This window comes from Streptomyces sp. CY-1 (genome assembly GCF_047218265.1).
Taxonomy (GTDB): domain Bacteria; phylum Actinomycetota; class Actinomycetes; order Streptomycetales; family Streptomycetaceae; genus Streptomyces; species Streptomyces niphimycinicus.
In genome coordinates, this window is sequence record NZ_CP178393.1 from 553,226 (window position 1) to 575,456 (window position 22,231).

The window sequence follows — 22,231 nt, forward strand, 5'->3', positions numbered from 1 at the left end:
CTCACCGTGCGCCCGATCACCTGGCTAGGGTGATCCGGCATACCGAGGACATCGCGTGACCAGCAGGAGGTGGCGAGTGGGGGCAGCCGATCCCCTGGCGATACGGGTCCCGGTCGGGGAGGGCTCCGATCGCTGGGCCAGCCGGGCCACTCCTCGCCGTGTCCTGCTGGTGGTGCACAACGTCACCTCCGCCGGACGCCTGCTGGACGTGCTGCCGCTGTTCCACGACGACTTTCGGGTGCAACTGCTGGCCACGTCGACGGAGTCATCCGCCTTCCAAGGGGGCATCCGCGAGCTGTTCGCCGAGCTGGGTCTGCCCGTGCTGCCCTGGGAGCAGGCGCTGGCGACACCGGTGGACCTGGCGGTTTCCGCGAGCTTCGGTGGTCAACTCGACCGGCTGCGCGGCAAGTTAGCCGTACTGTCCCACGGTGTCGGATACACCAAGAAGCTGCCGGTGACGGAAGCCGGAGGCCGCGAGCCGACGTTCGGGCTGTCACCGGAGTGGCTGCTCGCGAACGGCGAACCCTTCGTGGACGGCCTCGTGCTGTCCCATCCGGAGCAGTTGGAGCGGTTGCGGCGGGTATGCCCCGAAGCCGAGGAGGCGGCCGTCCTCGCGGGCGACCCGTGCTTCGACCGCCTGCTGGCCGGCCGTGACTACCGTGAGCGGTTCCGGCGCGCCCTGGGGGTGCGGCGCGGTCAGCGGCTCGTGGTGCTCAACTCCACCTGGAATCCGGAGGGTTTGTTCGGAAACGGCGGTGGCCATGACGTCCTGCCGAGTCTGCTGCCCCGGCTCGCCGCCGAGTTGCCGGCCGACGACTACCGGCTGGTGGCCGTGTTGCATCCGAACATCTGGTACGGGCACGGCCCGGGACAGATCCGGGTGTGGCTGGACCGGGCCCACCGCAGCGGCCTCACCTTGATCGACCCCGTGCACGCATGGCGGCAGGCCCTGCTGGCGGCGGATGTCGTCGTGGGGGATTTCGGGGCGGTCTCCTACTACGCCGCGGCGCTGGGCATCCCCGTACTGCTGGCGTCCGCCGCACAGGACAGGCTGGATCCCGCGGCGCCACTCGCCACGTTCGTCCGGGAGGCGCCGCGGCTCGATCCGCACGCCCCGCCACGGGATCAGCTCGAGGAGCTGCTGGCGTGGCACCGGCCGCTCGCCGGTCCGGCGGAGTTCACCAGCTCGGCCCCGGGCGCCTCGGCGGCGCTGCTGCGGCGGCTCTTCTACGGCCTGATGGATCTCCCCGAGCCCGCGGCCCCCGCGCTGCTGGAGCCGCTGCCCCTGCCACCGTACGATCCGCCACGGCGCACGGCTCCCCTGAACGTCCGTACCCGTGTGCAGGGAACCGAGGTCCGTATCGAGCGCACCACGGGGCACCCGTACGATGCGACCGGCGAAACACACCTCGCCGTGCACGAGGACACCCGGGACCCCGGCGACCTGGCCCTGGCCGACGTGATCGTGCGCGAGGGGCAGCCGGACGACCCCCGCCTCGGCGGCCCGGAGGAGTGGAGCGCGGAGGTGCTGGACCGGCATCCGCACTGTGCGCTCGCGGTGTATGTGAGCGGGCCGGACCGGTGCACGGTGCGCGGCCGCGATCACGGCGTGTTCCAGCTCGAGGCGGGCCCGGGCGCGGACGCCGACCCGGCCGCGTACGCCTCCTCGCTGCACGCCTGGCTGGCGGACGGCCGGACCGTGCCACCCGGCGGGACGACGCTCCGGGTGCACACGGCCGGCGGCGTGCACCCGGTGGCGGTGATGCCCGCTAGCGCGGGGGTTGGCAGCGCAGCCGCAGACGGGCGAGATGCGCCAGATGCGGGGCCGCCCGCTCCGGGTTGAGCAGGCGCTCGGCCTCGGCGATCTTCGTCAGCGCCTCGGCGTCGTCACCGGCGTCGTGCAGCGTCTCGGCAAGGTCGGTGAGCGCACGGGCCTGGTTGTACGCCTCGCCCCGTTCCGCGAAGAAGTCCCGCGCGGTCTCCAGACGGGCACGGGATTCCTCCAGCCGGCCCAGACCGCGCAGGGCACGCCCCTGGTGGCGTTCGGCCAGGGCGAGGGCACGTGGCAGGTCCTCCGCGCCCTCCTGGCCGGGAGCGATCCGCCGGTAGACGCGCTCCGCCTCGACGAACCGCTCGTACGCCGCGTCGTACCGCCAGTGGTTCAGATTCAGCAGGCCCAGCATCTCGACGGACGACGCCTCGCCCCGTACGTGTCCCGCGGCGCGTTCACACCCGACGGCGGTGTGCACCGCACGGTCGGCCTCGTCCCACCGCCTCAACTCGCCGAGACAGTGGCCCAGTTGGAAGTGGAGCGCACCCGCCATGCGGGGATCCGCGTGATGCCGCTCGGCGCACCGGGCCGCGATCCGGAGGGCGGGCAGCACCTCGTCCCAGAACCCGGCCTTGAGCTGCACCGGCCACAGCGCACGGGCCATCCGCATCGCCGTGTCGATGTGCTGGTACTCCTCCGCCACGGACACCGCCCGGACCACGTTTCCGGTCTCGGCCAGCAGCGCCGCCATGCCCTCGGCCTCGTCACGGTAGGCAGTGCCGTGCGCCGGTGCCGGCTCGGTCCGCCAGCTCTGCGGCAGTGCCGCGTGCGCGGCGTGCAGCGCTCGGTTCAGCAGCCCGTCCAGGGCCCGGGACATCGCCGCGGAGCACTCCGGGATCCCGTGTTCCAGGGCGGCGGTGTCCGCCAGAACGCGACGCACCTCGGGCCGGAAGCGGTACCGGCCATCGCCCAGGGCCTCCACCAGTTGTGCGTCCGCCGCCTCGGCGAGCATCCCCGCGGCTTCCTCCTGGCCGACGGCCGCGGTGTCCCCCGCCAGCCGGGCGTCGATCGCGGGCCAGCCGCCCAGAGCGGTCAGCCGGCAGAGCCGCGCGGTGTCCGGCCGCAGGCGGCGGCAGGCGCTCCGCACCATGCCGTGTACGGGATGACGTGCCGTGGACTCGGCCATGTCCTCCGGCAGCGGCGGCTCCTCGGCCAGCAGGCTCATCGCCGCGGCCTTCAGGGCGAAGGCGTTGCCCGCGCAGTGGCCGAGCAGGGACGGCATCCGGGACTTGGCCAGCGCCACCTTCTCCGGCCCTGCCACCTTGCGCAGCATCCGCACCGCGTCCCGGTCGCTCAGCGGCGGTACGGCGATGCGCTCCGCCTCCAGTGCGAAGGCCGGGCCGGAGGCGACCACCAGCAGGAGGACCTCCGGGGTGGCCGGGACCAGGCCGCGGACCTGCGCGGCCGAGGAAGCGTGATCGATCACCACCAACGCCCTGCGGCCGGCCAGCAGCCGCCGGTACAGCTCGACCCGCGCCGACTCCGCGGGCGGGATCTCCTCGGGCTCGACGCCCATCTGCCCCAGCAGGCGCAGCACGACGGCGGACGGCTCCAGTCCGCTCTCCCCGGCGGCGTCGCGCAGGTCGACGTAGAACTGCCCGTCGGGGTAGTGCGCGATCTGGTCGGCGCCCCAGTGGAGAGCCACCGCGCTGGTTCCGATCCCGGGCGGCCCGTATAACAGCGCGACGCGTGGCCGCCCCGCCGCGGCGCGGGTCGCCTCGCGCTTCAGCCGCCGCAGGACGACCTGGCGGTCGGTGAAGTCGCGGGTGGCGGGCGGCAGTCCGGCACCGGGGCGCAGCGCCACCTCGGAATCCTGCAAGGTCCGCAGCAGAATGGCCCACTCACCACCGCGCCGCGGATCGCCGCTGAGGCGCGCATGCGTCTCCCTCGCCAGCACCTGCCACCCCTCCGGGGTGGCCGGCAGCGGTGTCTCCCGCCCCAGGGTCCGTCTCACCAGCGCGCCCGTCGACAGCAGCATCTGCTTGCCCATCTCCCCCGCGGCGCCGTTCCCCACCGCGGTGAGGAACGCGGTGAGCGCACTCACCGTCACGACCTCGAACACACCAGCCCCTCCCCTGGTACCCATCCGGACCTTGGCCGGACTGTATCCCCGCAGCCACCACAGGAAACAGCCGAGTCTCCCCGACTCCGCTCGACGGCCGCGCACGCAACCACGATAGGCGACAGGCACACCACACACTGTCACTTCCCTCGGGCCGCGGAGCCGGTGGCGGCCGAGCCGCCGGCGACGAAATCCTCGCGGTGCGACGGTCGCGTACTTGCGAGACGCTGGGGACAGGGGAGCGTGCCCGGGCAGCAGCGACGGGCCGCGGGGGCGCGCCCGGCAGTGGCGCCGCGCATCCGGGGTGACCTCCGCACCTAGTGAGGAAGGCGGGCCGTGATGAGCGCTTCGGATACGGACGCCATGAGGCGGAGCCAGGGCGAGCCGGCCCCCCTCTCGGCGATCACGTTGAACGTCAACGATCAGGTGCGGCGGCTCGAGGTGGATCCGCGGACCTCACTGCTCGACGCGCTGCGCGAGCAGTTGCGCATGAGCGGGACCAAGAAGGGGTGTGACCACGGCCAGTGCGGTGCGTGCACCGTGCTGATCAACGGCCGGCGCGTCAACTCCTGTCTGACGCTCGCCGTCATGCACGAGGACGACGAGATCGTGACGATCGAAGGCTTGGGCGATCCCGACCACCTGGGTCCCGTACAACGGGCCTTCCTCGAGCGTGACGGCTTCCAATGCGGCTACTGCACTCCCGGCCAGATCTGTTCGGCTGTCGGCATGCTCGCCGAGGTGGCGGCGGGCTGGCCCAGCCACGCCACGGCCGAGGTGGCCGCGCCGCGGATCACCTTGACCGATGACGAGATCCGCGAGCGGATGAGCGGCAACATCTGCCGGTGCGCCGCCTATCCGAACATCGTCGCGGCCATCCGCGACAGCGCGCAGGGAGGCCCGGGATGAGGTCCTTCACCTATGAGCGGGCGACGGACACCCAGGCCGCCGTCACCGCGGTGGCGCGAGCCGGCGCGAAGTTCATCAGCGGCGGCACCAATCTGCTCGACCTGATGAAGCTCGACATCGAGGACCCGAGCCATCTGGTGGACATCAGCCGGCTTCCGCTGCGGGACATCGAGGAGCCGCCGGACGGCGGACTGCGCATCGGCGCCCAGACGCGCAATTCCGATGTGGCCGCCGATTCCCGGGTGCGCACGCGCTATCCGGCGCTGTCGGAGGCGCTGGTATCGGGCGCCTCGGGCCAGTTGCGCAACAAGGCGTCCACCGGGGGAAATCTGTTGCAGCGCACGCGCTGTCCCTACTTCTACGACACGGCGGCGGGCTGCAACAAGCGGAACCCCGGATCCGGCTGCGCGGCGATCGGCGGGTTCAACCGCATACACGCGATCCTCGGCGCCAGCGACTCCTGCATCGCCACCCACCCCTCGGACATGGCCGTCGCGATGGCCGCGCTCGACGCGGAGATCGAGCTGCTCGGGGCCGACGGCTCGGTGCGCCGCGTCGCCATCACGGACTTCTACCGGCTGCCGGGCGACACCCCGCAGATCGAGACCGTGCTGGCTCCCGACGAGATGATCACAGCCGTGGCGCTGCCCTCGCCTCCGCCGGGCCGGCAGATCTACCGCAAGGTGCGCGACCGGGCGTCGTATGAGTTCGCGCTGGTGTCGGTGGCGGCCATCGTCTCGGCCGATCAGGGAACGATCCGGGAGGCGCGGGTGGCGTTCGGCGGAGTGGCGCACAAGCCGTGGCGGTCCATCGAGGCGGAGGGCGCGCTGACGGGCCGTCCGGCCACGATGGCCACCTATCGGGACGCGGCCGAGGCGGCGATGCGCGACGCGGTCGGGCGGGGCGACAACGACTTCAAGATCGAGCTGGCCAAGCGCACGCTGTGCCGCACGCTGGCGCAAGCGGCCCGGGCGAGCTGAGGAGGCGAGATGATCGGGCAAGCCATGCAGCGTGTCGACGGCCCGCTGAAGGTCGCCGGCCGGGCCGCCTACGCCTACGAGCACTGGGAGGCCGGCCAACCGCTCTACGGGTTCATCGTCGGCGCGACCATCGGCAAGGGCCGCATCATCGGGATCGACACCGAGGACGCCGAACGCGCACCGGGAGTGCGCATGGTGATGACGCATCTCAACGCCCCCGAGCAAGGCATCCGCGATGAGTCCATTCCGTTCGAATACTGGCGCGCCCAGCCGGTGCTGACCGGCCCGGACATCCACTACTACGGCGAGCCGGTGGCGCTGATCGTCGCCGAGACCTTCGAGCAGGCCCGGGCGGCGGCCGAGCTCATCGAGGTGGAGTACGCGGGCGGGCGGGGGCGGTTCGCCTTCGCCGAGCACGAAGGGGAGGCGTACGTCCCGAAAACCGTCAACGCCGGACTGCCCACGGACACGTCAGTGGGCGATTTCGATGCCGGGTTCGATGGCGCGGCGGTCAAGGTCGACCAGCTCTATACGACGCCGTATGAGTTCTCCATGCCCATCGAACCGAACGCGTGCCTGGTGGCACCGCGTGACGAGGACCTGATCGTGTACGTCAGCTCCCAGATCGTCGACGCGGCGCAGGCATCGATCGCCAACACGCTGCGGATCGATCCGGCACGGGTGCACGTCTTCTCCCCCTTCGTCGGCGGCGGATTCGGATCCAAGCTGGGCATCCACTCCGAGACGATCCTGGCGGCGCTCGCCGCTCGCGAGCTGGACCACCCGGTCAAGGTCGCGATGACCAGGCAGCAGATCTTCCAGCTCATCGGCATGCGCTCCACATCGAGCCAGCGGGTCCGACTGGGCGCGGAGCGGGACGGACGGCTGGCCGCGATCGCCCATGACGTCACCATGCACACCAACCCGGACGTGGAGTACGCCGAGCAGACCGCCGCCACCAGCCGCAGCCTCTATGCCGCGCCCCACCGGCTCACCAGTCACCGGCTCACACCGCTCGACCTGCCGCGTGGGACGGACGTCCGCGCGCCGGGCGAGGAGCCCGGCCTGCTGGCGATCGAGTCGGCGATGGACGAGCTGGCCGATACGCTCGGGATGGACCCGGTCGAGCTGCGGATCCGCAACGAGCCCGCCCTCGACCCCGAACGAGGCGTGCCGTACAGCGACCGTCATCTGGTCGAATGCCTGCGCGAAGGCGCGCGCCGGTTCGGCTGGGAGCACCGCCCCGCCACTCCTTCGAGCAGGCGCGAGGGACGGTGGCTGATCGGCTACGGGATGGCCGTCGCCATCCGGGTGCATCTCCAGGGGCCGACCGCGGCGCGGGTGCGACTGGAGGCGGACGGCACCGCCGTCGTCCAGACGGACATGACCGACATCGGCACCGGCACGTACACCATCCTGACTCAGGTCGCGGCCGACGGGCTCGGCCTGCCGGCCGACCGGGTGCGCGTTGAGCTCGGGCGTTCCGACAACCCCACGAGCTGGGGATCCGGTGGCTCATGGGGCGCCGCGAACTCCAGCACCGCGGTGTACCGGGCGTGCGCGACGCTGCGCGAGAAGCTGCTGGCCGAGGCGCACGACGACGCGCGCTCCGCGCTACGGGGCCTGGATCCGGCGGACGCCGTGTTCTCCGGCGGCGACGTCCGCATCGGTGACGCGTCGGAGCCACTGAGCGAGCTGGTCGCACGCAACCACCCGGGCGGTGTGGCGGCGGAGGGCGAGACCCGCTTCATGGGCGATGAGCCCAACTACACCAACTACTCGATCCACACCTACGGAGCCCATTTCGCCGAAGTGGGCGTCGACGCGGACACCGCCGAGATCCGTCTGCGGCGAATGCTCGGCGTGTTCTCCGTGGGCCGCCTGCTCAACCCGCAGACGGCCCGCTCGCAGCTCATCGGCGGCATGATCTGGGGCGTCGGCGCCGCCCTCGAGGAAGAGGCCGTCGTCGACCCACGCTCCGGCGCCTTCGTCAACCGGGACCTCGCGCAATACCTGGTGCCCGTCAACGCCGACATCCCCGATGTCGAGGCGGTCGTCCTGGACGGATACGACGACAAGGCCAATGTCCTCGGCGCGAAGGGCATCGGTGAGCTGGGCATCTGCGGGTCCGGTGCGGCGGTGGCGAACGCGGTGTTCAACGCCACCGGTGTGCGTGTCCGCGACTTCCCCATCACGCTGGAGAAGCTGCTGCCCGGGCTGCCGCCCATGGACGCCTGAACGCACGACGGGCGTCATGCCGGTCAGCCTGTGGGCAGGCCGATCCGGTCGCGTTCGAGCACGGAGCGCAGCGCCGAAAGGGCCCGTACGGCGGCGAGCCCTGAGGGGCCGTCGAGGGTGCCCGCGGTCAGCTCGGCCAGGGTTTCGGTGAAGGTCGCCTCCGCCGCCTCGACGAGTCGCAGGCCGTCATCGGTCAGGTCCAGCAGTGATGAGCGGCGATCTGATGGGTTGTTTCGCCGCATGACCCATGCCTGCTTCTCCAGGCGGTCGATGCCCTTGCTGGTCGCGCCGATCCCGATGGCGAACTCGGCAGCGAGGTTTGCCACCCGGGACCCAGGGTGGTCGCGCAGGAAGCGCAGGAACTCGAACTGTGAGGTGACGATCCCGTGCCGCTCGCGAAGGCGGTCGTTCAGTGCGTTGTAGAGGCGCGTCTCGCAGCGGACGAGATCGGCGAAGAAGCCCGGGAGGTGGACCCGGCCACTACTCGACTTGGATGCCATGGCATGTATCGTAACTTACATGCCTGGGCATACAATGCCTGGGCATATACATGCGATGGAGGCGACCATGAGCAGGCAACAGCGCGCGGAGATCGACGCGATGATCCGGCGACCCCACCCCCAGGGCCCTCGGTCGGTGGAGGAGCTCCGCACCGGGTTCAGGGCGATGATGGCGGGAATGGTCGTCCCGGCTGGGATCCGCTCCCGGACCGCGACGCTCGGCGACCAGCCCGCGGTACTGGTCGAGACGGCCGGCGCTCCGAAGGCCGGGACGGTCCTGTACTTTCACGGCGGCTCCTACGTGGTCGGTTCACCGGAGACGGCGATGTCGCTGACGGGGAATCTGGTGGCCAAAACCGGGTTCAGGGCGTTCTCGCTGGACTACCGGCTTGCCCCTGAGCACCCGTTCCCAGCCGCGATCCAGGACGGGCTGAGCGCCTACCGCGCACTTCTCGACAGCGGTGAAGCCCCTTCGGCGATCGCGTTCGCCGGGGACTCCGCCGGTGGCGGACTCGCTGTCACCGCCTGCCTCGCCGCCCGCGACGCGGGCCTGCCCATGCCCGCCGCGATCGTGGCGTTCTCCCCCGGACTCGACATGACCCGGACAGGCGAGAGCATGGACAGCAAGGCGGGCACCGACCCGTTCTTCACGCGCGAGGGCCTGGAACACACCGGAGCCATGTATCTCGCGGGACAGGACCCGCACCAGCCCATGCTCAGCCCCGCCACCCTCGCCGATCTGACCGGCTTCCCCCCGATGCTCCTGCAGTCGGGCACCAACGAGATGATCCTGGACGACTCGACACGCATGGCCACGCGCGCGAGGGAGGCCGGAGTGGACGTCATCCTCGACATCACCGCTGACGTCCCGCATGTCTTCCAGGCATTCGCCGGCGCCCTGGACGAGGCCGACGAGGCACTGGATCGCGCCGCTCTCTTTCTCCGCCAGCGCATCCGCACCAGGGGCACGGCACACACCGCGGAAGGCTGAAGCCGGCAGCCGGTCTCACGCAGACCGCCGCCCGACGTGGGCGGGTCGGCCGCCCGGTCGCCGACCGGCTCGGTGGCCGCGGAGGCCACTGCGGCCACCGCGTCATGCGCCGGAGCCGCCCACGGCCGGTCGCCGGAGGCGGCCGACCAGGGCGGCCATGCTGCGCGCGGTCCTGAAGTTGTCCATCTGGAGGTCCGCGCCGCGTACGGCGATGCCGTACGTCCGCTCCAGGTGAACCACCAGCTCCATGGCGAAGAGCGAGGACAGCCCGCCGGAGCCGAAGACGTCCATGTCGGCCAGCCAGGTTTTCCCGGTACGCAGTTCGAGAAACCGCAGTAGTTCCGTCTCGATGTCGCCGGGGTCGCCCAGGGGCTCTGGAACCGCACGGTCCGATGACATGGCCATGCCCTTTTCTCCCTCGTACTCGTAGAAGCGCCTTCGGTCCGCCCCGGGGCCCTCACTCCTCCGAGCGGCTCGCCTCCGAGCGCTCGGGCCGTGGTGGGACCAGGTCACCCGCGGGTTCCGTGTAGAACTGCTGCGCCCACTGCCGGTACCGGCCGATCGGACCGTCTCCCTTGGCGAGCCGAGGGCGTGCGACATGCTCCTGGTGGTGCCACATCAGCAGGTCCGCGCCGGTGTCGACGCTGCCCACCCGTTGCAGGATTTCGCTGAGCAGCCGGGCCAGGGGCAGCACCGCCGGGCGCCCCAGCCAGTCCGGCACGCCCGGGAGTCCGTTCAGCTCCAGCTTGGTGCCGAAGCGGACCTGCATCCGCCCCGGGGCGGTCGGGGTCGCGTGGAGCATCACGTAAAGGCTTCCGGCGCCCGCGGGCAGGATCGTGCGCGCCGCGATGGTGGCCAGTCCGATCACCGTGAGCGTGTAGGACTGGTGGAACCCGCGCATCATCGTGTTGCGGGCGGTCGCGGTGACCGTGCTGACCGGTTCCCCCGTCACCGGGAGGCCCTCGATGTCGACCTCCTCCAGACCGTGGAGGGCCGGCAGATGCCCCCAGTCGAAGGCGTTCTCGATGACGTCCTGCGGATGACCGGCGATGTCGAACGTGCCGTGGCTGAACGGCTGCCGGTCGTCCATCGGGAAGAGCGGGACGTCCCACTGCGGGGGCATGCCGAGGGCGTGCCACCACACGTAGACCGAGCCATTGGCCTCGCACACCGGGTACTGCGTGAGCGACGCCTTCGGCGGCGGCTGGTCGTAGCCCGTGCGCACACAGGCACCGGACGGGTCGAACGCGAACCGGTGGAAGGGGCAGACGATGTCCTCGCCCTCGACCGATCCGCCGACGCCGAGATGGGCTCCGAGGTGCGGGCACTGCGGCCGGACCGCCCGCAGCACACCCCTCGCCGTCCGGTAGAGGACGACCTCGGCGCCCGCGAGCCGCCGGGTGGTGAGGGACCCGGCTCGCAGCTCGTCGCTGAAGGCCAGGCAGAACCACCCGTTCGGATAGGGCCGCGAGGGAGCGTGCAGGGCGTCGGCCGGCTCCGCGGTGTGCAGGCTGACCTCCCGCGAGCCGAGCAACTGCTTCACCAGGGGCTTGAGGTGGGGCCTCATGGGATCACTTCCCGTGCTGCACCGGGCAGGCGGCGGCGCCCGGCTGGGTGGACGACTGGACGGAGGCGGACACCGGTGCGGCGGCGCCGTGCTCCGCGTCGCCGGCGCCGGAGGACCGCCGCTCGGTGAGCCGCAGGCGCAGTCCGCGTGAGCTGAGGCTGGTCTCCACCTTGGGCTGGAACGGCTGGTCGCCGACCGGGGAAAGCTCCCAGCGGTCGATGATGGCGGTGAGCGCCAGGATGGCCTCGGTGAGGGCGAACTGGTCCCCGATGCACTTACGGGCACCGGCGCCGAACGGGATGTAGGTGGCCCGGTCGGGCTGGCCGTCGAGCCAGCGGTCCGGGTCGAACCGGTCGGGCTCGTCGTAGAGGTCGGCCCGGCGGTGCAGCAGGTAGGGGCTGAGCACGATGGTGCTGCCGCCCTTGAAGTGCACGCCGCCCAGTTCGGCGTCCTCCCGGACGACACGGGTCATCATCCAGGCGGGCGGATACAGCCGCAGTGTCTCGGTCACCACCCGGGAGGCAAGGCCGAGCGAGGGCAGATGCGCGGGGTCGAGTTTCCCGCCCGCCAGGACCCGGTCGGTCTCGGCCTTCAGCCGGTGCTGGACGTCCGGGTTGGTCGCGAGCAGGTGCAGCGCCCAGGCCAGGGTGATGGCCGTCGTCTCCATGCCGCCGAGGAAGAACGTGAGGGCCTCGTCGGCGAGTTCGGCGTCGTTGAGCTGCCGCCGGCCGTCCTCGCTCTCCTCGTCGACCGCGGCGACCAGCGTGGAGAGCAGATCGGCGTGGTCGGTCGGATCGGCCCGCCGCTCGGCGATGATCTCCGCGATGGTGGCGGCCAGCCGGGTGCGGGCGTCGTCGTAGCGCCGCTTCTGCCGGGTCGGCAGCCGCCGCAGCAGGGCCGGCGTCATCATCCGGCGGAAGAAGGCGCTCACGATCACCGCGGTGTCGGCCAGGCACCGTCGCATGGTCTCCGCCGGCAGCGCGCCGCTGAACATCGTCTCCATGGTGGCCCGCGTGGTGAGCGTCATCATCTCCTGGGTGACGTCGAGGACGTCGCCGTCCCGCCAGGAGCCCGCCTTGGCCGTGGCCGCCCGCGCGAACACCGCGCCGTAACCGGCGAGGCGGGTCGGGTGGAACGAGGGCTGGCACAGCCGGCGCTGCCGCCGGTGCAGCGGATAGGCACAGGTGGACAGGCCGTCGCCGATCACCTCGCGGATCCGGTCGTAGATCGGGCCGCCCTTGTCGAAGGTCCGGTCGTTCAGGAACACCTGCCGGGTCAGGTCGGGATCGCAGATCATCACGGCGGAACTCGGGCCGAGCCGGACGCGGACCATCTCGCGGTATCCGGACAGCGACATGATGAACGCCAGCGGATCACGGAGCAGCGGCAGCGCGTGGCCCAGCAGCGGCCACGCCCGCGGGGCGAGCGGCACCGACCCGGCGGAGGCCGTACTCGTGTCTGTCATGGAGAACCTCACTTCTTCGTTGAGTGGCCGGCCGGCCCCGCGGTGACGGGATCGCGGGTGATCTCCAGCAGGGCGGTCGTCCAGCGGAAGCCGAGCCCGAAACTCACGACCAGGACCCGATCTCCGGCCCGCAGCGTGCCGGAGCGGAACTGCCGGTCGAGCGCGAGCAGGACGTCGCACGGTCCGCAGTGGCCGAGGTGCCGGCCGAAGGTCCAACTGGTGTCGGCGGCCCGCAGGCCCAGCGGCGCACCGCCGAGCAGCAGGTCGAGCACCTCCGCCCCGATCGCGATGGGCACCACGCGCGCGATGCCCTCCGGCCGGACACCGGTCTCCTCCAGGACGGTCTCGACACAGCGGCGCGTGGACTGCCGCAGCGCGTCGATGTACGGCATGAACCCGGTCTCCTCGACGAGGAGCGGCCGGCCGCTGCCGTCGGCCGCCGTCCGGGCCCGGGTCAGCACCTCCAGTTGCGGCTGCGCGGCCTGGTCGGTCGCCAGCAGCCGCGCGAAGCCCGTCCCCCGGGTGAGGACGGCGGCGGCGCCGGAGTCACCGGCCAGATGCCCCATCTCCGAGACATGGCCCCACCGTTCGGGCCGGAACCGGACACCGGCGGTCACCAGCGCGGCCTTCGCGGCCGGTTTGGCGGTGAGGTGTTCGGCGGCGGTGACCAGCGCGGCTCCCCCGCCGTCGCTGGCGGCACCCAGTTCGATCGCGTTGGTGTCCGGCCCGCCGAGCACCCGCAGCAGATAGGCGGAGGGCGCGTAGTGGTCCTCGTCCTGGAAGTTGGCGTGCACCAGCAGGCTCAGATCGGCGCCCGGGACGTCCGCGTGGCGCAGCGCCTTCAGACCGGCGCGGGCGGCCATCTGCGACGGCGTGCTGTCCGTGGAGACGGCGGCCGAGGTGAATCCGTTGAGCGCGACCAGGGAGGGCGGTCCGTTGTCCACCGGCTTGTCCCACGGCTCGTGTTTCTGCCGGATCGGCGGTATCCACCCACCGGTCCCGGCGATCGTGATGTCCTGCCACAACACTGCTGTCTCCTCGGCTGTCACGAATCGGCTGTCAGGACCCGGGCTGTCAGGAACGGACCGGTCGTGGCGCGTCGCCGCGTGGCCGGACGAGTTCTCCGCTGTGGTCCAGGGCGTGTGCGCTGACCCCGGATATCCGGGCCAGCACCTGCCCGTCACCGGTCAGCGCGGTCAGCTCCCCGGTGGCGAAGTCGCAGTGCAGCCGGATGACCGGATGCAGCGCGCTGAGCCGGCAGTCGTCGCCAGGGCCGCCCAGGTCGACCTCGTCGAGGCCGGCCATCGGACCGACCAGCGGTGGCAGGTCACCGCGCGGCGGCAGCAGCAACAGGTGCACCATCGCGTCCAGCAGGATCGCCGGTACGGTCATCCCGGCCAGGACCGGAGCCCAGGCGGCGTGGTCCAGACGGAACCTGGCGCTGTTGCCGTCCGGCCCCCGGGCGTAGTCACCGGTGCCGGCGAACGGTCCGGTGAGCGAGATCGGCGGATCCGGGGAGTACACCGGCATCGCGAAGTCGGGTTCGGGTTCGTGGCCCGAGAAGTCGGGCGGTCCGGCGAGCGCCGGGAAACGGTCCGCGAGCAGCACCCGCGTCTCGCACAGCAGGTCGTTGAAGCGCAGTACCTTGCCGTTCTTGCCGAGCCGGTGTGCCGTGATCCGGACGGCCACCTCGGCGCGGCCGCCCGTACGGCTCACGACCCGCGCCTCCACCGCGACCGTGCGCATCGGCCCGGCGAGCCGGACCGTGATCGACGACCGGCAGACCAGACCGCGGAAGCCGGTGACCCGCAGTCCGGGGCAGAGGGTGGCCGCCGCCGCGGCCGCCGCCTCCAGGGTGAATGTGCCCGCGAGCGTGTACTCACCGTTGACCTGGTGGTGCCGCATCCATCGCCCGTCCCGCTCGGCGAGGGTGCCCGGATCCCAGGTCTTGGTGAACACGGCCCAGTCGTCGCCCCGGTACAGCACGCCGTCGAGCAGCGGTGTGGTCAGCGCCGGATCCGGCGGGGCCGGAGCCGGCGCGTCCGGAGCCTCGATCCGCGGCTCGACGCGGGAGCCGTGGGTGCTGATGCCGCGCCGGGCCAGCAGGACGCGTTCCTCCTCCCGGATGAAGAACGCCACTCCGTTGGCGGGCGGCCGGGTCACCGCGGACAGGAACTGCGCGCGTCCCTGCGCGGTGCTGATGTAGGCGTCCATCTTGTTGCGTTTGAGGGTCTCCCGCATGGTGACGCTGCTGGCGACGCCGACTTCGCGCCAGCCGCTCCACAGGACCGCGATCTCATGACGGTCCGCCGGCCCGTGCCGCTGTGCCCTGGCGCTCGCGTACGCGAGGTATTCGTTGACGGCGCAGTAGTCGATGTCGCCGGGCGCGGGGGCGAGCGTCGCCAGGGTGCTGAAGTTGCACCAGATCCAGGGCGTACGTCCGGCCAGGGCTCGCTTGAGGTTGCGGTAGCCGGTCGCCTTGGTGGCCCGCACGGCCCGGAAGTCCGTGAGGGTCTTGGCGTGCAGCGCGCGCGAGCGCAGGTCGAGGACGGTGTTGATGAGCAGGTCGATCCGTCCGTGCCGGTCGAGGATCTCGCCGAGGACGGCGGTGGTGCGTTCCGCGTCGAGGACGTCGCATACGCGGTGGTGGACCCGGTCGGGGCCGCACAGCTCCGCCAGCCGTCGCACCGTACGGCGCACCTCCAGGCGCGCCTCGGCCTTCTCGTAGGCGAGGCGCAGGTCGCGCACGGAGGCGTCGGGACGCCGTCGGCGCTCGGCGGCCATGAACTCGGCCTGCGATGGCAGCGAGTCGTCGGTGTCCGGCAGCGGGGTGCGGCCGATGACATACACATACGGCCGGTCGGTGCCGCGGGCCACCTCGTGCAGCAGCTCGGGAGTGATCCCCCGGGCGCCGCCGAAGGCCACCACGACCGCGCCGGAGGGCAGCGGGGCGCCGTCGGACGGGGAGACGGGGTCGTCGGCCACGGCCAGGGCGAGCCAGTCGTCCCCGCGGCAGGCCAGCGTGTGGGTGGGCACCTGGGCGGCGCCCGCCCGCGCCAACTGGTCCAGGGCGGTCGCCGCGTCCGCCGCGTCGCTGATCAGGGTCAGTCCGCCGCACTGCGGCACCTCGGCCCGCACCGAGCGGACGAGACCGGTGAACAGCCCGCTCAGCGGGGGCGGCAGATCGTCCGGCACCGCTCCGAGCAGCAGCGCGGCGAGCGAGCCGCCGGAGCGCAGTGCGGGCAGCGCCGCCTGGAGCGTGGTGAAGGCGAGGTCCTGGAGGTCCTCCATCCGGGCGGCCTCGGCCTCCTCGCACCCGTCGTCGTCCACGGGCAGCCGGGACAGCACCCGGATGTGGCGCGGGACGAACGGCAGGCCGGTCAGCGCGCCGGGACCGTCCTCGGGCGCCACATGGGCGGCGCCCGCGACGCCCGGCCGGGGTGACCAGACGGCGGTGTCCGGTCCGGTGACCGCGGCGGCGAGGTCCGGGGCGTCGGTGACGACGACGGTGCCCGGCGGGATCGACGGCGTGGCGGGCTCGGCCGGTGGCGGGGCGGTCGGCACGAGCCGGAAGGTCTGACGGCGGCCGGTGAACTCCTCGGCGTGTTCGACATCGGCCGGTTCCGACGCGGCGTGCACGGATTGGACGGGGGCTGGGTCGGGGCGCGCGGACACTGCGTTCGCGGACACTGCGTTCGCGGAACCGGTGTGCGCGGAACCGGTGCGTTCCGATTCGGCGCGTTCGGGGTCGGCGCCTACGGGTTCGGCCTGCTCCGAGCCGGTGAGCGCGTCCCGCGGGCCCGTGGGCGGGGTGAACCGGATCAGCGGCGAGCCGGTGGCGGCGGGGCGGACCACGGTGTCCGTCTCCGTGACGACGGCCTTGAGAACCGTCAGCAGGGCGTCCAGGGAGAGATACGTGTGTCCGGTGCCGGCCAGCACGGGAAGGGCGTGCGAGGGCGTGACCGGCTGCCGGGGGTCGGCGACGGCGACCTCGGCGGAGAGCGTGCCGAGCACGGGAAGTCCGTGCTCCAGCGCGGTGGAGCGCCGGGTGACCGCCAGGACCGCGGCGCCCTCCGCGATGGACCGGCCCTCCGGCACCAAGTGGGCCAGGTGCCGGTCCCAGCCGCTGATCGGCCGCAGGCACACGGCGCCGACCAGGGCGAGGTCGCAGGCCCGGTGCCGCAGTTGACGCAGGGCCAGGTCGACGGCCGTGTGCGCGGAGTCCCGCTGGGAGTAGACGCTGGTCCCCAGGCCCTGGAAGTCGTAGTAGTTGGCGGCCCGGCCCGACAGGATGCAGGAGACGGCGCCGGTGAAGTCGTCCTCGTTCAGATCGCCGGGGATCACCCCCTTGGCCTCCGCCATGCCCTTCGCGAGGTACTCCTTGAGCACCTCGGCCTGTGCCGGGTCGGGCAGCAGGTCGAACGCGGTGGCGCACTCGGCGGCGTGCACCCGCAGCGCCGCCTGGGTGTTGTGCGTGGTCGGCAGGGTCGAGCCGATCACGATCGCCGTGGTGGGCCGCAGGCTCGTGCCCGGCTCGCCGAGCTGTTCCAGCAGCGGGCCGAGCGCCTGGAGCACCATCAGGTGGGCGGCGTCCATGTGCCGCATCGTCAGCGGCGGGATGCGCACATCACGCGGGGAGGGCAGGGGGTACGGCGTGCCGAAATCGGGCTCCGGGAGCGGCCCGTCGCCGCGCAGCCAGGCGGGCACCTGGTCGGGCTCCATGCCGGGAAGGTGGGTGTTCCAGCCCACGACGACCAGTTCCTCCCTGTCGTCGCGTACGTCGACGCCCTGCCTTCGCGCCGGGACGGACCGTGGCGCGTGGTCGGACAGGACCACGTGCGCATCCGCCCCGCCGAGGCCGAACGACGACACCCCGACCACGCGCGGTCGCGCCCCGTCGGCCGGCCAGGGCGCGTCCTTGACCGGCACGGTCAGCCGCTCGCCGTCGCCCAGCAGCGGATGCGGATCGGTGACCACGGGCTGGCCGGGCACCGCTCCGCGTTCGAGGGCGACCAGCGCGTGTGCGACCGAGACCAGGCCCGCCAGGACCCCGGTGTGCCCGAAGACCTGCTTGTTCGAGGTCAGCAGACACGTCCGTTCGCCCGGCCCGAGGCGGGACAGCAACGAACGGAGTTCGATCTCGTCGCCGACCGGCGTTCCGGTGCCGTGCGCCACGACCCAGTCCACGTCGTCCGCCTCGACGCCCGCGTCGGCCCAGGCACGGGCGATCGCCAGCTCCTGCCCACGCGTGGCCGGGGCGTGGATGCCCTTGCCGCGCCCGTCGGCGGCGAGTCCGGTGCCCCGGATGACGCCGAGCACTCGATCGCCGTCCTCGACGGCCCGTGCGTACGGCTTCAGGACGAGCGCGACGGCGCCCTCGCCGATCAGGGTCCCGTCGGCGGCCTGGTCGAAGGGCCGTACCCGGCCGCTCATCGAGATGCCCTGGGCCCGGCAGAACAGGGTGAACCCGATCGGCTCGATCACCGAGGTGCCACCGGCCAGCGCCACGTCGCAGGAGCCCTCGCGCAGCGCCTTGACCGCCGCGTCCAGGGCGAACAGCCCGCTGGCACAGGCCGCGTCGAGGGTCAGATGCTGTGTGTCACCGGGGATCAGCCCGCGCAACGCGTTGCGGACGACGGACGCGGGCAGATAGGACTGCGGGTCGCCGCCGTCACCGCCGTACTGCGCGCTGATCGCGTGATCGGCGAGCTCCGCCAGCCAGTCGCCGTCCCGGTCGGCGGGGATCGCCTCGCGCACCATGCGCCGGTACTCGTCGCCGAGGACGATGCCCTGGGGGCCGAGCCCGGTCTGGTCGTGGATGCCGGTGGTCGCGGTGAGCCAGCGATCCGTCGGACGCCGACGCACCCCCGCCAGCGCCTGGACGGCACAGTGCCGCAGCCAGCGGGTGGTCCGCGGCCAGCCGGGGTGTCCTATGTTCCCGTCCGGTTCCGCGATCGAGGCGGGGTCCGGCACGAAGTCGTGGAGGTATCCGGCCTCGCGGACGTAGAAGGCGTCGGTCTCCTCGCGGGTGGGAGCCCAGAAGTGCTTCAGGTCGAAGGCGGACGGCTCGCTGGAGAGCAGGACGCCCTCCCGCAGCCGGTCCCAGAACTCGGCGGTGTTGTTGGCCCCGGGCAGTGCCAGGCCGAGTCCGACGACCGCGACGGCACCGGGATCGGCCTCCGGCGTCCGGTCCGCCGCCTCGTCCGACACCTCGTCCGATGCCTTGTCCGACGCCTTGTCCGACACCGGGGTCACCGCTGGTCGGGGTGTTGGGGGCGGTGCGGGGGCCGGTGCGGCCGTGGGTGGCGCGGGGGCTGCGGGCGCGGGAACGGCCGCAGTTGGCGCGGGTACGGCCGCGGTTGGCGCGGGTGCGTACGGCGCGGGCGCGGGGGCCGGTGCGGACGCGGACGGCTCGGGGGCCGCTACGTCCGCGGACGGCGCGGACGCTGACGACACCGAGGCCGCCAGGGCCGGGCGGCGGGCGGGCTTGCTCACCTGGTCGGCCAGTCTGCTGTGCAGTCGCAGGCCCTGCATCCCGCCGATGCTGATACCACCGTCGGCGACGAGCGTCTGCCCGGTGATGAAACCGGCGTCCTCGTGGAGGAGGTGCACGATCAACCGGGCCGCCTCCGGCGTCGAGAGGGTGCGGTTCATCAGTTCGTCGACCGCATCCGCGCCGCCGACCGTCGCCGGGCCGTCGAGGTTCACGATGATCTCGCTGGCGACGGAGCCCAGCAGTACGGTGTTGACCCGGATGCCCTGGCCGACCAGTTCCAGCGCGAGATAGCGGACCAGCGACTCCAGGGCCGCCTTGGTGACACCACCGGGACCGTAGCCCGGAACCGGCTGGTGCGCCCCGACGCTGGACAGGCACAGGATGCTCGCGCCCTCGCGTCCCGTCATCAGCTCGGCCGCCCGGCGCGAACAGTGGTAGGCCGCCATCACGTTGGTGGACCACGCCCGTTGCCAGTAGGTGTCGTCGATGTCGAACAGGGGCAGGAACGCCCCGCCCGCGGCGTTGTTGATCAGGATGTCCAGGCCACCGTGGCGCTCCTGGATCAGGTCGAACATCCGGTCGATCTCGCTGGTCTTGGCCACGGAGGCGCGGATGAACTCACAGCTATGGCCTGCCTGTTCCAGTTCCTCCTGGAGCAGCTTCGCCTGGTCGACCGAGTGGAAGTAGTTCACGATCACATGGGCGCCGCCCTGCGCCAGGCGGCGCACGATGTCCGCGCCGAGGCTCTTCGCGGCGCCGGTTACGAGGGCGATCTTGCCCCGCAGGCTGTCGTCCGTCACCCGGCGGCCTCCGCCCGGCCCTGTACGACGCCCTCCGCGATCCGGCGCAGCGTACCGGCGGTCAGCAGCGAGGTGTCCGACCTCAGATCGGGCAGGTCGTACCGCTCGGAGACCCGGCCGAGCAGGGTGACCTGCTTGAGCGACTCCACGCCCAGCTCGGACTCCAGACCGTCGTCCTCACCGAGCAGGTCCGGCGGGTAGCCCAGGAAGTCACCGTAGAGCGTGCGCAGTTCGGCCAGCACCGTCTCGTAGTCCAGCCCGCCGGACGGCTGGGCGACCGCGTCCACCGGAGCGGCCGGGGTGACAGGAGCGACCGGTGTGACAGGAGCGGCTGGAGCATCGACGGTGACCGGAGCGGGCGGGGCGTAGGAAACGGGCGGAGCGGGCGGAGCGGCGGAGACAGGCGGAGCGGGCGGGGCAGCCGGAGCGGCGGGCTCCGCGTAGTACGCCGGGGCGGCGGGCACGGGCGCGGAGACCCGGGCCGGCGCCTCGGCGAGGGCGACCGCCGAAGGCGGGTCGGCCGACTCGGGCGCGCTCACTCGCGCGGAGGGCAGGAGCCTCTCGCTCGGCCGCACCGGCGGGCGCGAAGAGAACGGGCCGATCGCCGCGGGGTCCTCGGCCAACGCCCGGACGGCTCCGACCGGATCGCTCTCGCTGAGCGGTACGACACACCGCACACCCGGGATCGACGCCTCGACGAACTTGGTGACGACGGGCCACTCCCCGCACTCCACGAAGATGTCGGCACCCGCCGCGTGCAGCTCGCGGACCGTTTGCAGCATCCGGACCCGGGCGGTGAGCGCGCCGGCGACGAGGTCGACCGGGTCGTCGTCGCCGACGTCCCGTCCCAACCAGGGGGAGCGCACCCGCCAGCGTCCGGAACCGTACGCGACCCTCGGCGCCGTGGCCCGGAGATCCCGTGCTGCCTGCGCCATCGCCGGAGTGTGCGTCGGGTGCGGGACGTCCAGGGGAAGGCTCGGCCAGCCGAGGGCGTCGGCGACCCGCTCCACATGCCGGATCAGTTCCTCGGGCCCGCTGATGACGCTCTGTCGAGGGGCGTTCTCGCAGGCCAGTACCAGGTGGGGATGGTCGATCAGCCCGGCGAGCGACTCCGCCCGCCGACCGTCCACGCCGACCGCGAGCATCTTCCCCCGCCAGCTCTGCCGGGTCAGCGCCTGGGACCGGGCGACGGCCAGCCGCGCGGCGTCCTCCACCGGCAGGTGGCCCGCAGCGGCGAGGGCCCACAGCTCCCCGATGCTCTGTCCGACGATCGCGATGGGCTGGATGCCCTCGGCGACCAGCATGTGGTGCGTCGCGAGGCTGACGGCGAAGATCTCCAGATACTGGACCTCGGGACCGCGCCGGTCGCTCGTGCCGTTGTCCTCGATCAGCCTGGTGCTGATGTCGGGCAGCCCCAGGCCCGCGGCTGCCTTGTCGATGCGGGACAGTGCGTCACGGACGGTCTCGTAACGGTCGTGGAGGTCGCGAAGGACGCCCCCGCGCGGAGCGGCCACAGTTCCGGGCATGACGAAGACAGCATCCACCTGTGCATCACCCTCATTTCGGTCCCGGCCTCCGGCGAGGCCGCATCCGCCAGCCGGGTTTCCGAAACGCCATGACGGCGCGGCAAAACCCGCGGCAATTCGTTCATTTACTGCGCTATACCGGAGTGGTGGGTCCAGCGAAAGGGACCCCGGGCAGAAATTTGTTTCCCTGCGCATTTTCGCGTCGTACGGGGCCCGCATTTACGGTATCCGGGCCTCTTCCGGAGCGGCAATGATGTTCAGGCAACTAGTTTCAGCCTAAATGGATCATGCATTTCGATCTGGCCAATCCCACGTAGGCGCCCTTGCCGCCGCACGGGGTCGCATGCTAGTCCCGGCCGTCCGCCGCAAGAGCGGCCACTTCTTGACCGTTTCATCACGATTTATATTCGGGCATTCGTGCACGATTCAACCGCACAGAGGGGCTACGCTGACGATCCGACGTGATCGGGACCGGTCGCACGGCCAGGGCCGGTCGCCTGCCGTGGTCCGCCCGGTCCGGTTCGTCCGGCACGTTCACCATTTCGTTATCCGGCCAATCAGCCGACATATGAGGTGGGTCATGTTTACGAGCGAGACCGCCGAACGACCGCCGGAACGGCGGCTTTTCGACCGTGGCCCGCGGCCCATGACCGTGCCGCCGCGATGACCTGATTCCGGCGGCAGAGACAAGCCGCTGCCCGACAGGCCGAAGGAACCGTCATCGAGACCGGCGATCCACCACGGCGTTCCGGCAGGTGAGCACGGTGCCCACGGAACGGAGCGACCGCACCCGCCTCGGCTTCCGCACCCGCCTCGGCCACGGGCGGGTGCGCGGGGCGGACCCCGGCCATCGGCGCGTACACGGA

General features: G+C 72.0%; 13 protein-coding genes. 5 read left to right on the forward strand and 8 right to left on the reverse strand.

Annotated elements, in window-relative coordinates; genetic code table 11:
• The first annotated feature begins 76 nt into the window (after positions 1 to 76).
• The gene (locus ACK1X7_RS02625) at positions 77 to 1,843 is read left to right on the forward strand and encodes a hypothetical protein (RefSeq protein ID WP_390794323.1); all 1,767 of its coding nucleotides are present in this window, start codon (positions 77 to 79) and stop codon (positions 1,841 to 1,843) included.
• Here the strand turns inward: ACK1X7_RS02625 and ACK1X7_RS02630 are convergent.
• The gene (locus ACK1X7_RS02630) at positions 1,770 to 3,893 is read right to left on the reverse strand and encodes an ATP-binding protein (RefSeq protein WP_385145069.1); all 2,124 of its coding nucleotides are present in this window, start codon (positions 3,891 to 3,893) and stop codon (positions 1,770 to 1,772) included. The genes ACK1X7_RS02625 and ACK1X7_RS02630 overlap by 74 nt on opposite strands.
• Positions 3,894 to 4,232: 339 nt before the next feature.
• Between ACK1X7_RS02630 and ACK1X7_RS02635 the strand changes: the two genes are divergently transcribed.
• Genes ACK1X7_RS02635 through ACK1X7_RS02645 form a run of 3 tightly spaced genes read left to right on the forward strand, consistent with a single transcriptional unit; the run spans position 4,233 to position 8,020 of the window.
• Positions 4,233 to 4,802, forward strand: a complete 570-nt coding sequence (locus ACK1X7_RS02635; RefSeq protein WP_385145067.1) for a 2Fe-2S iron-sulfur cluster-binding protein — start codon at positions 4,233 to 4,235, stop codon at positions 4,800 to 4,802.
• Positions 4,799 to 5,782: an FAD binding domain-containing protein gene (locus tag ACK1X7_RS02640; protein ID WP_385145066.1), complete on the forward strand. Its 984-nt coding sequence runs from the start codon at positions 4,799 to 4,801 to the stop codon at positions 5,780 to 5,782. The genes ACK1X7_RS02635 and ACK1X7_RS02640 overlap by 4 nt, the downstream gene beginning before the upstream one ends.
• Positions 5,783 to 5,791: 9 nt before the next feature.
• Positions 5,792 to 8,020 carry a molybdopterin cofactor-binding domain-containing protein gene (locus ACK1X7_RS02645; protein ID WP_385145064.1) on the forward strand — a complete coding sequence of 743 codons (2,229 nt, stop codon included), beginning with the start codon at positions 5,792 to 5,794 and terminating at the stop codon, positions 8,018 to 8,020.
• 23 nt (positions 8,021 to 8,043) lie between these two features.
• Here the strand turns inward: ACK1X7_RS02645 and ACK1X7_RS02650 are convergent, their stop codons facing one another.
• Complete coding sequence (locus ACK1X7_RS02650) at positions 8,044 to 8,520, reverse strand: MarR family winged helix-turn-helix transcriptional regulator (RefSeq protein WP_390794326.1); 477 nt, start codon at positions 8,518 to 8,520, stop codon at positions 8,044 to 8,046.
• Positions 8,521 to 8,587: 67 nt separating this feature from the next.
• Between ACK1X7_RS02650 and ACK1X7_RS02655 the strand changes: the two genes are divergently transcribed.
• Positions 8,588 to 9,511: an alpha/beta hydrolase gene (locus ACK1X7_RS02655; RefSeq protein WP_390794327.1), complete on the forward strand. Its 924-nt coding sequence runs from the start codon at positions 8,588 to 8,590 to the stop codon at positions 9,509 to 9,511.
• 102 nt (positions 9,512 to 9,613) lie between these two features.
• Here ACK1X7_RS02655 and ACK1X7_RS02660 read toward each other — a convergent pair whose 3' ends face one another.
• Genes ACK1X7_RS02660 through ACK1X7_RS02685 form a run of 6 tightly spaced genes read right to left on the reverse strand, consistent with a single transcriptional unit; the run spans position 9,614 to position 21,365 of the window.
• A complete protein-coding gene (locus ACK1X7_RS02660) occupies positions 9,614 to 9,916 on the reverse strand; it encodes an acyl carrier protein (protein ID WP_382960187.1) in 303 nt (100 codons plus the stop codon).
• A gap of 52 nt (positions 9,917 to 9,968) precedes the next feature.
• Positions 9,969 to 11,078 carry an aromatic ring-hydroxylating oxygenase subunit alpha gene (locus tag ACK1X7_RS02665; protein WP_385155386.1) on the reverse strand — a complete coding sequence of 370 codons (1,110 nt, stop codon included), beginning with the start codon at positions 11,076 to 11,078 and terminating at the stop codon, positions 9,969 to 9,971.
• 4 nt (positions 11,079 to 11,082) lie between these two features.
• The gene (locus ACK1X7_RS02670) at positions 11,083 to 12,543 is read right to left on the reverse strand and encodes a cytochrome P450 (protein WP_390794329.1); all 1,461 of its coding nucleotides are present in this window, start codon (positions 12,541 to 12,543) and stop codon (positions 11,083 to 11,085) included.
• A gap of 8 nt (positions 12,544 to 12,551) precedes the next feature.
• Positions 12,552 to 13,592 carry a 3-oxoacyl-[acyl-carrier-protein] synthase III C-terminal domain-containing protein gene (locus ACK1X7_RS02675; RefSeq protein ID WP_385155393.1) on the reverse strand — a complete coding sequence of 347 codons (1,041 nt, stop codon included), beginning with the start codon at positions 13,590 to 13,592 and terminating at the stop codon, positions 12,552 to 12,554.
• 25 nt (positions 13,593 to 13,617) lie between these two features.
• Positions 13,618 to 19,839 carry an SDR family oxidoreductase gene (locus tag ACK1X7_RS02680; RefSeq protein ID WP_413114586.1) on the reverse strand — a complete coding sequence of 2,074 codons (6,222 nt, stop codon included), beginning with the start codon at positions 19,837 to 19,839 and terminating at the stop codon, positions 13,618 to 13,620.
• Complete coding sequence (locus tag ACK1X7_RS02685) at positions 19,836 to 21,365, reverse strand: acyltransferase domain-containing protein (protein ID WP_413114587.1); 1,530 nt, start codon at positions 21,363 to 21,365, stop codon at positions 19,836 to 19,838. Before ACK1X7_RS02685 ends, ACK1X7_RS02680 begins: the two co-directional genes overlap by 4 nt.
• Positions 21,366 to 22,231: the final 866 nt, after the last annotated feature.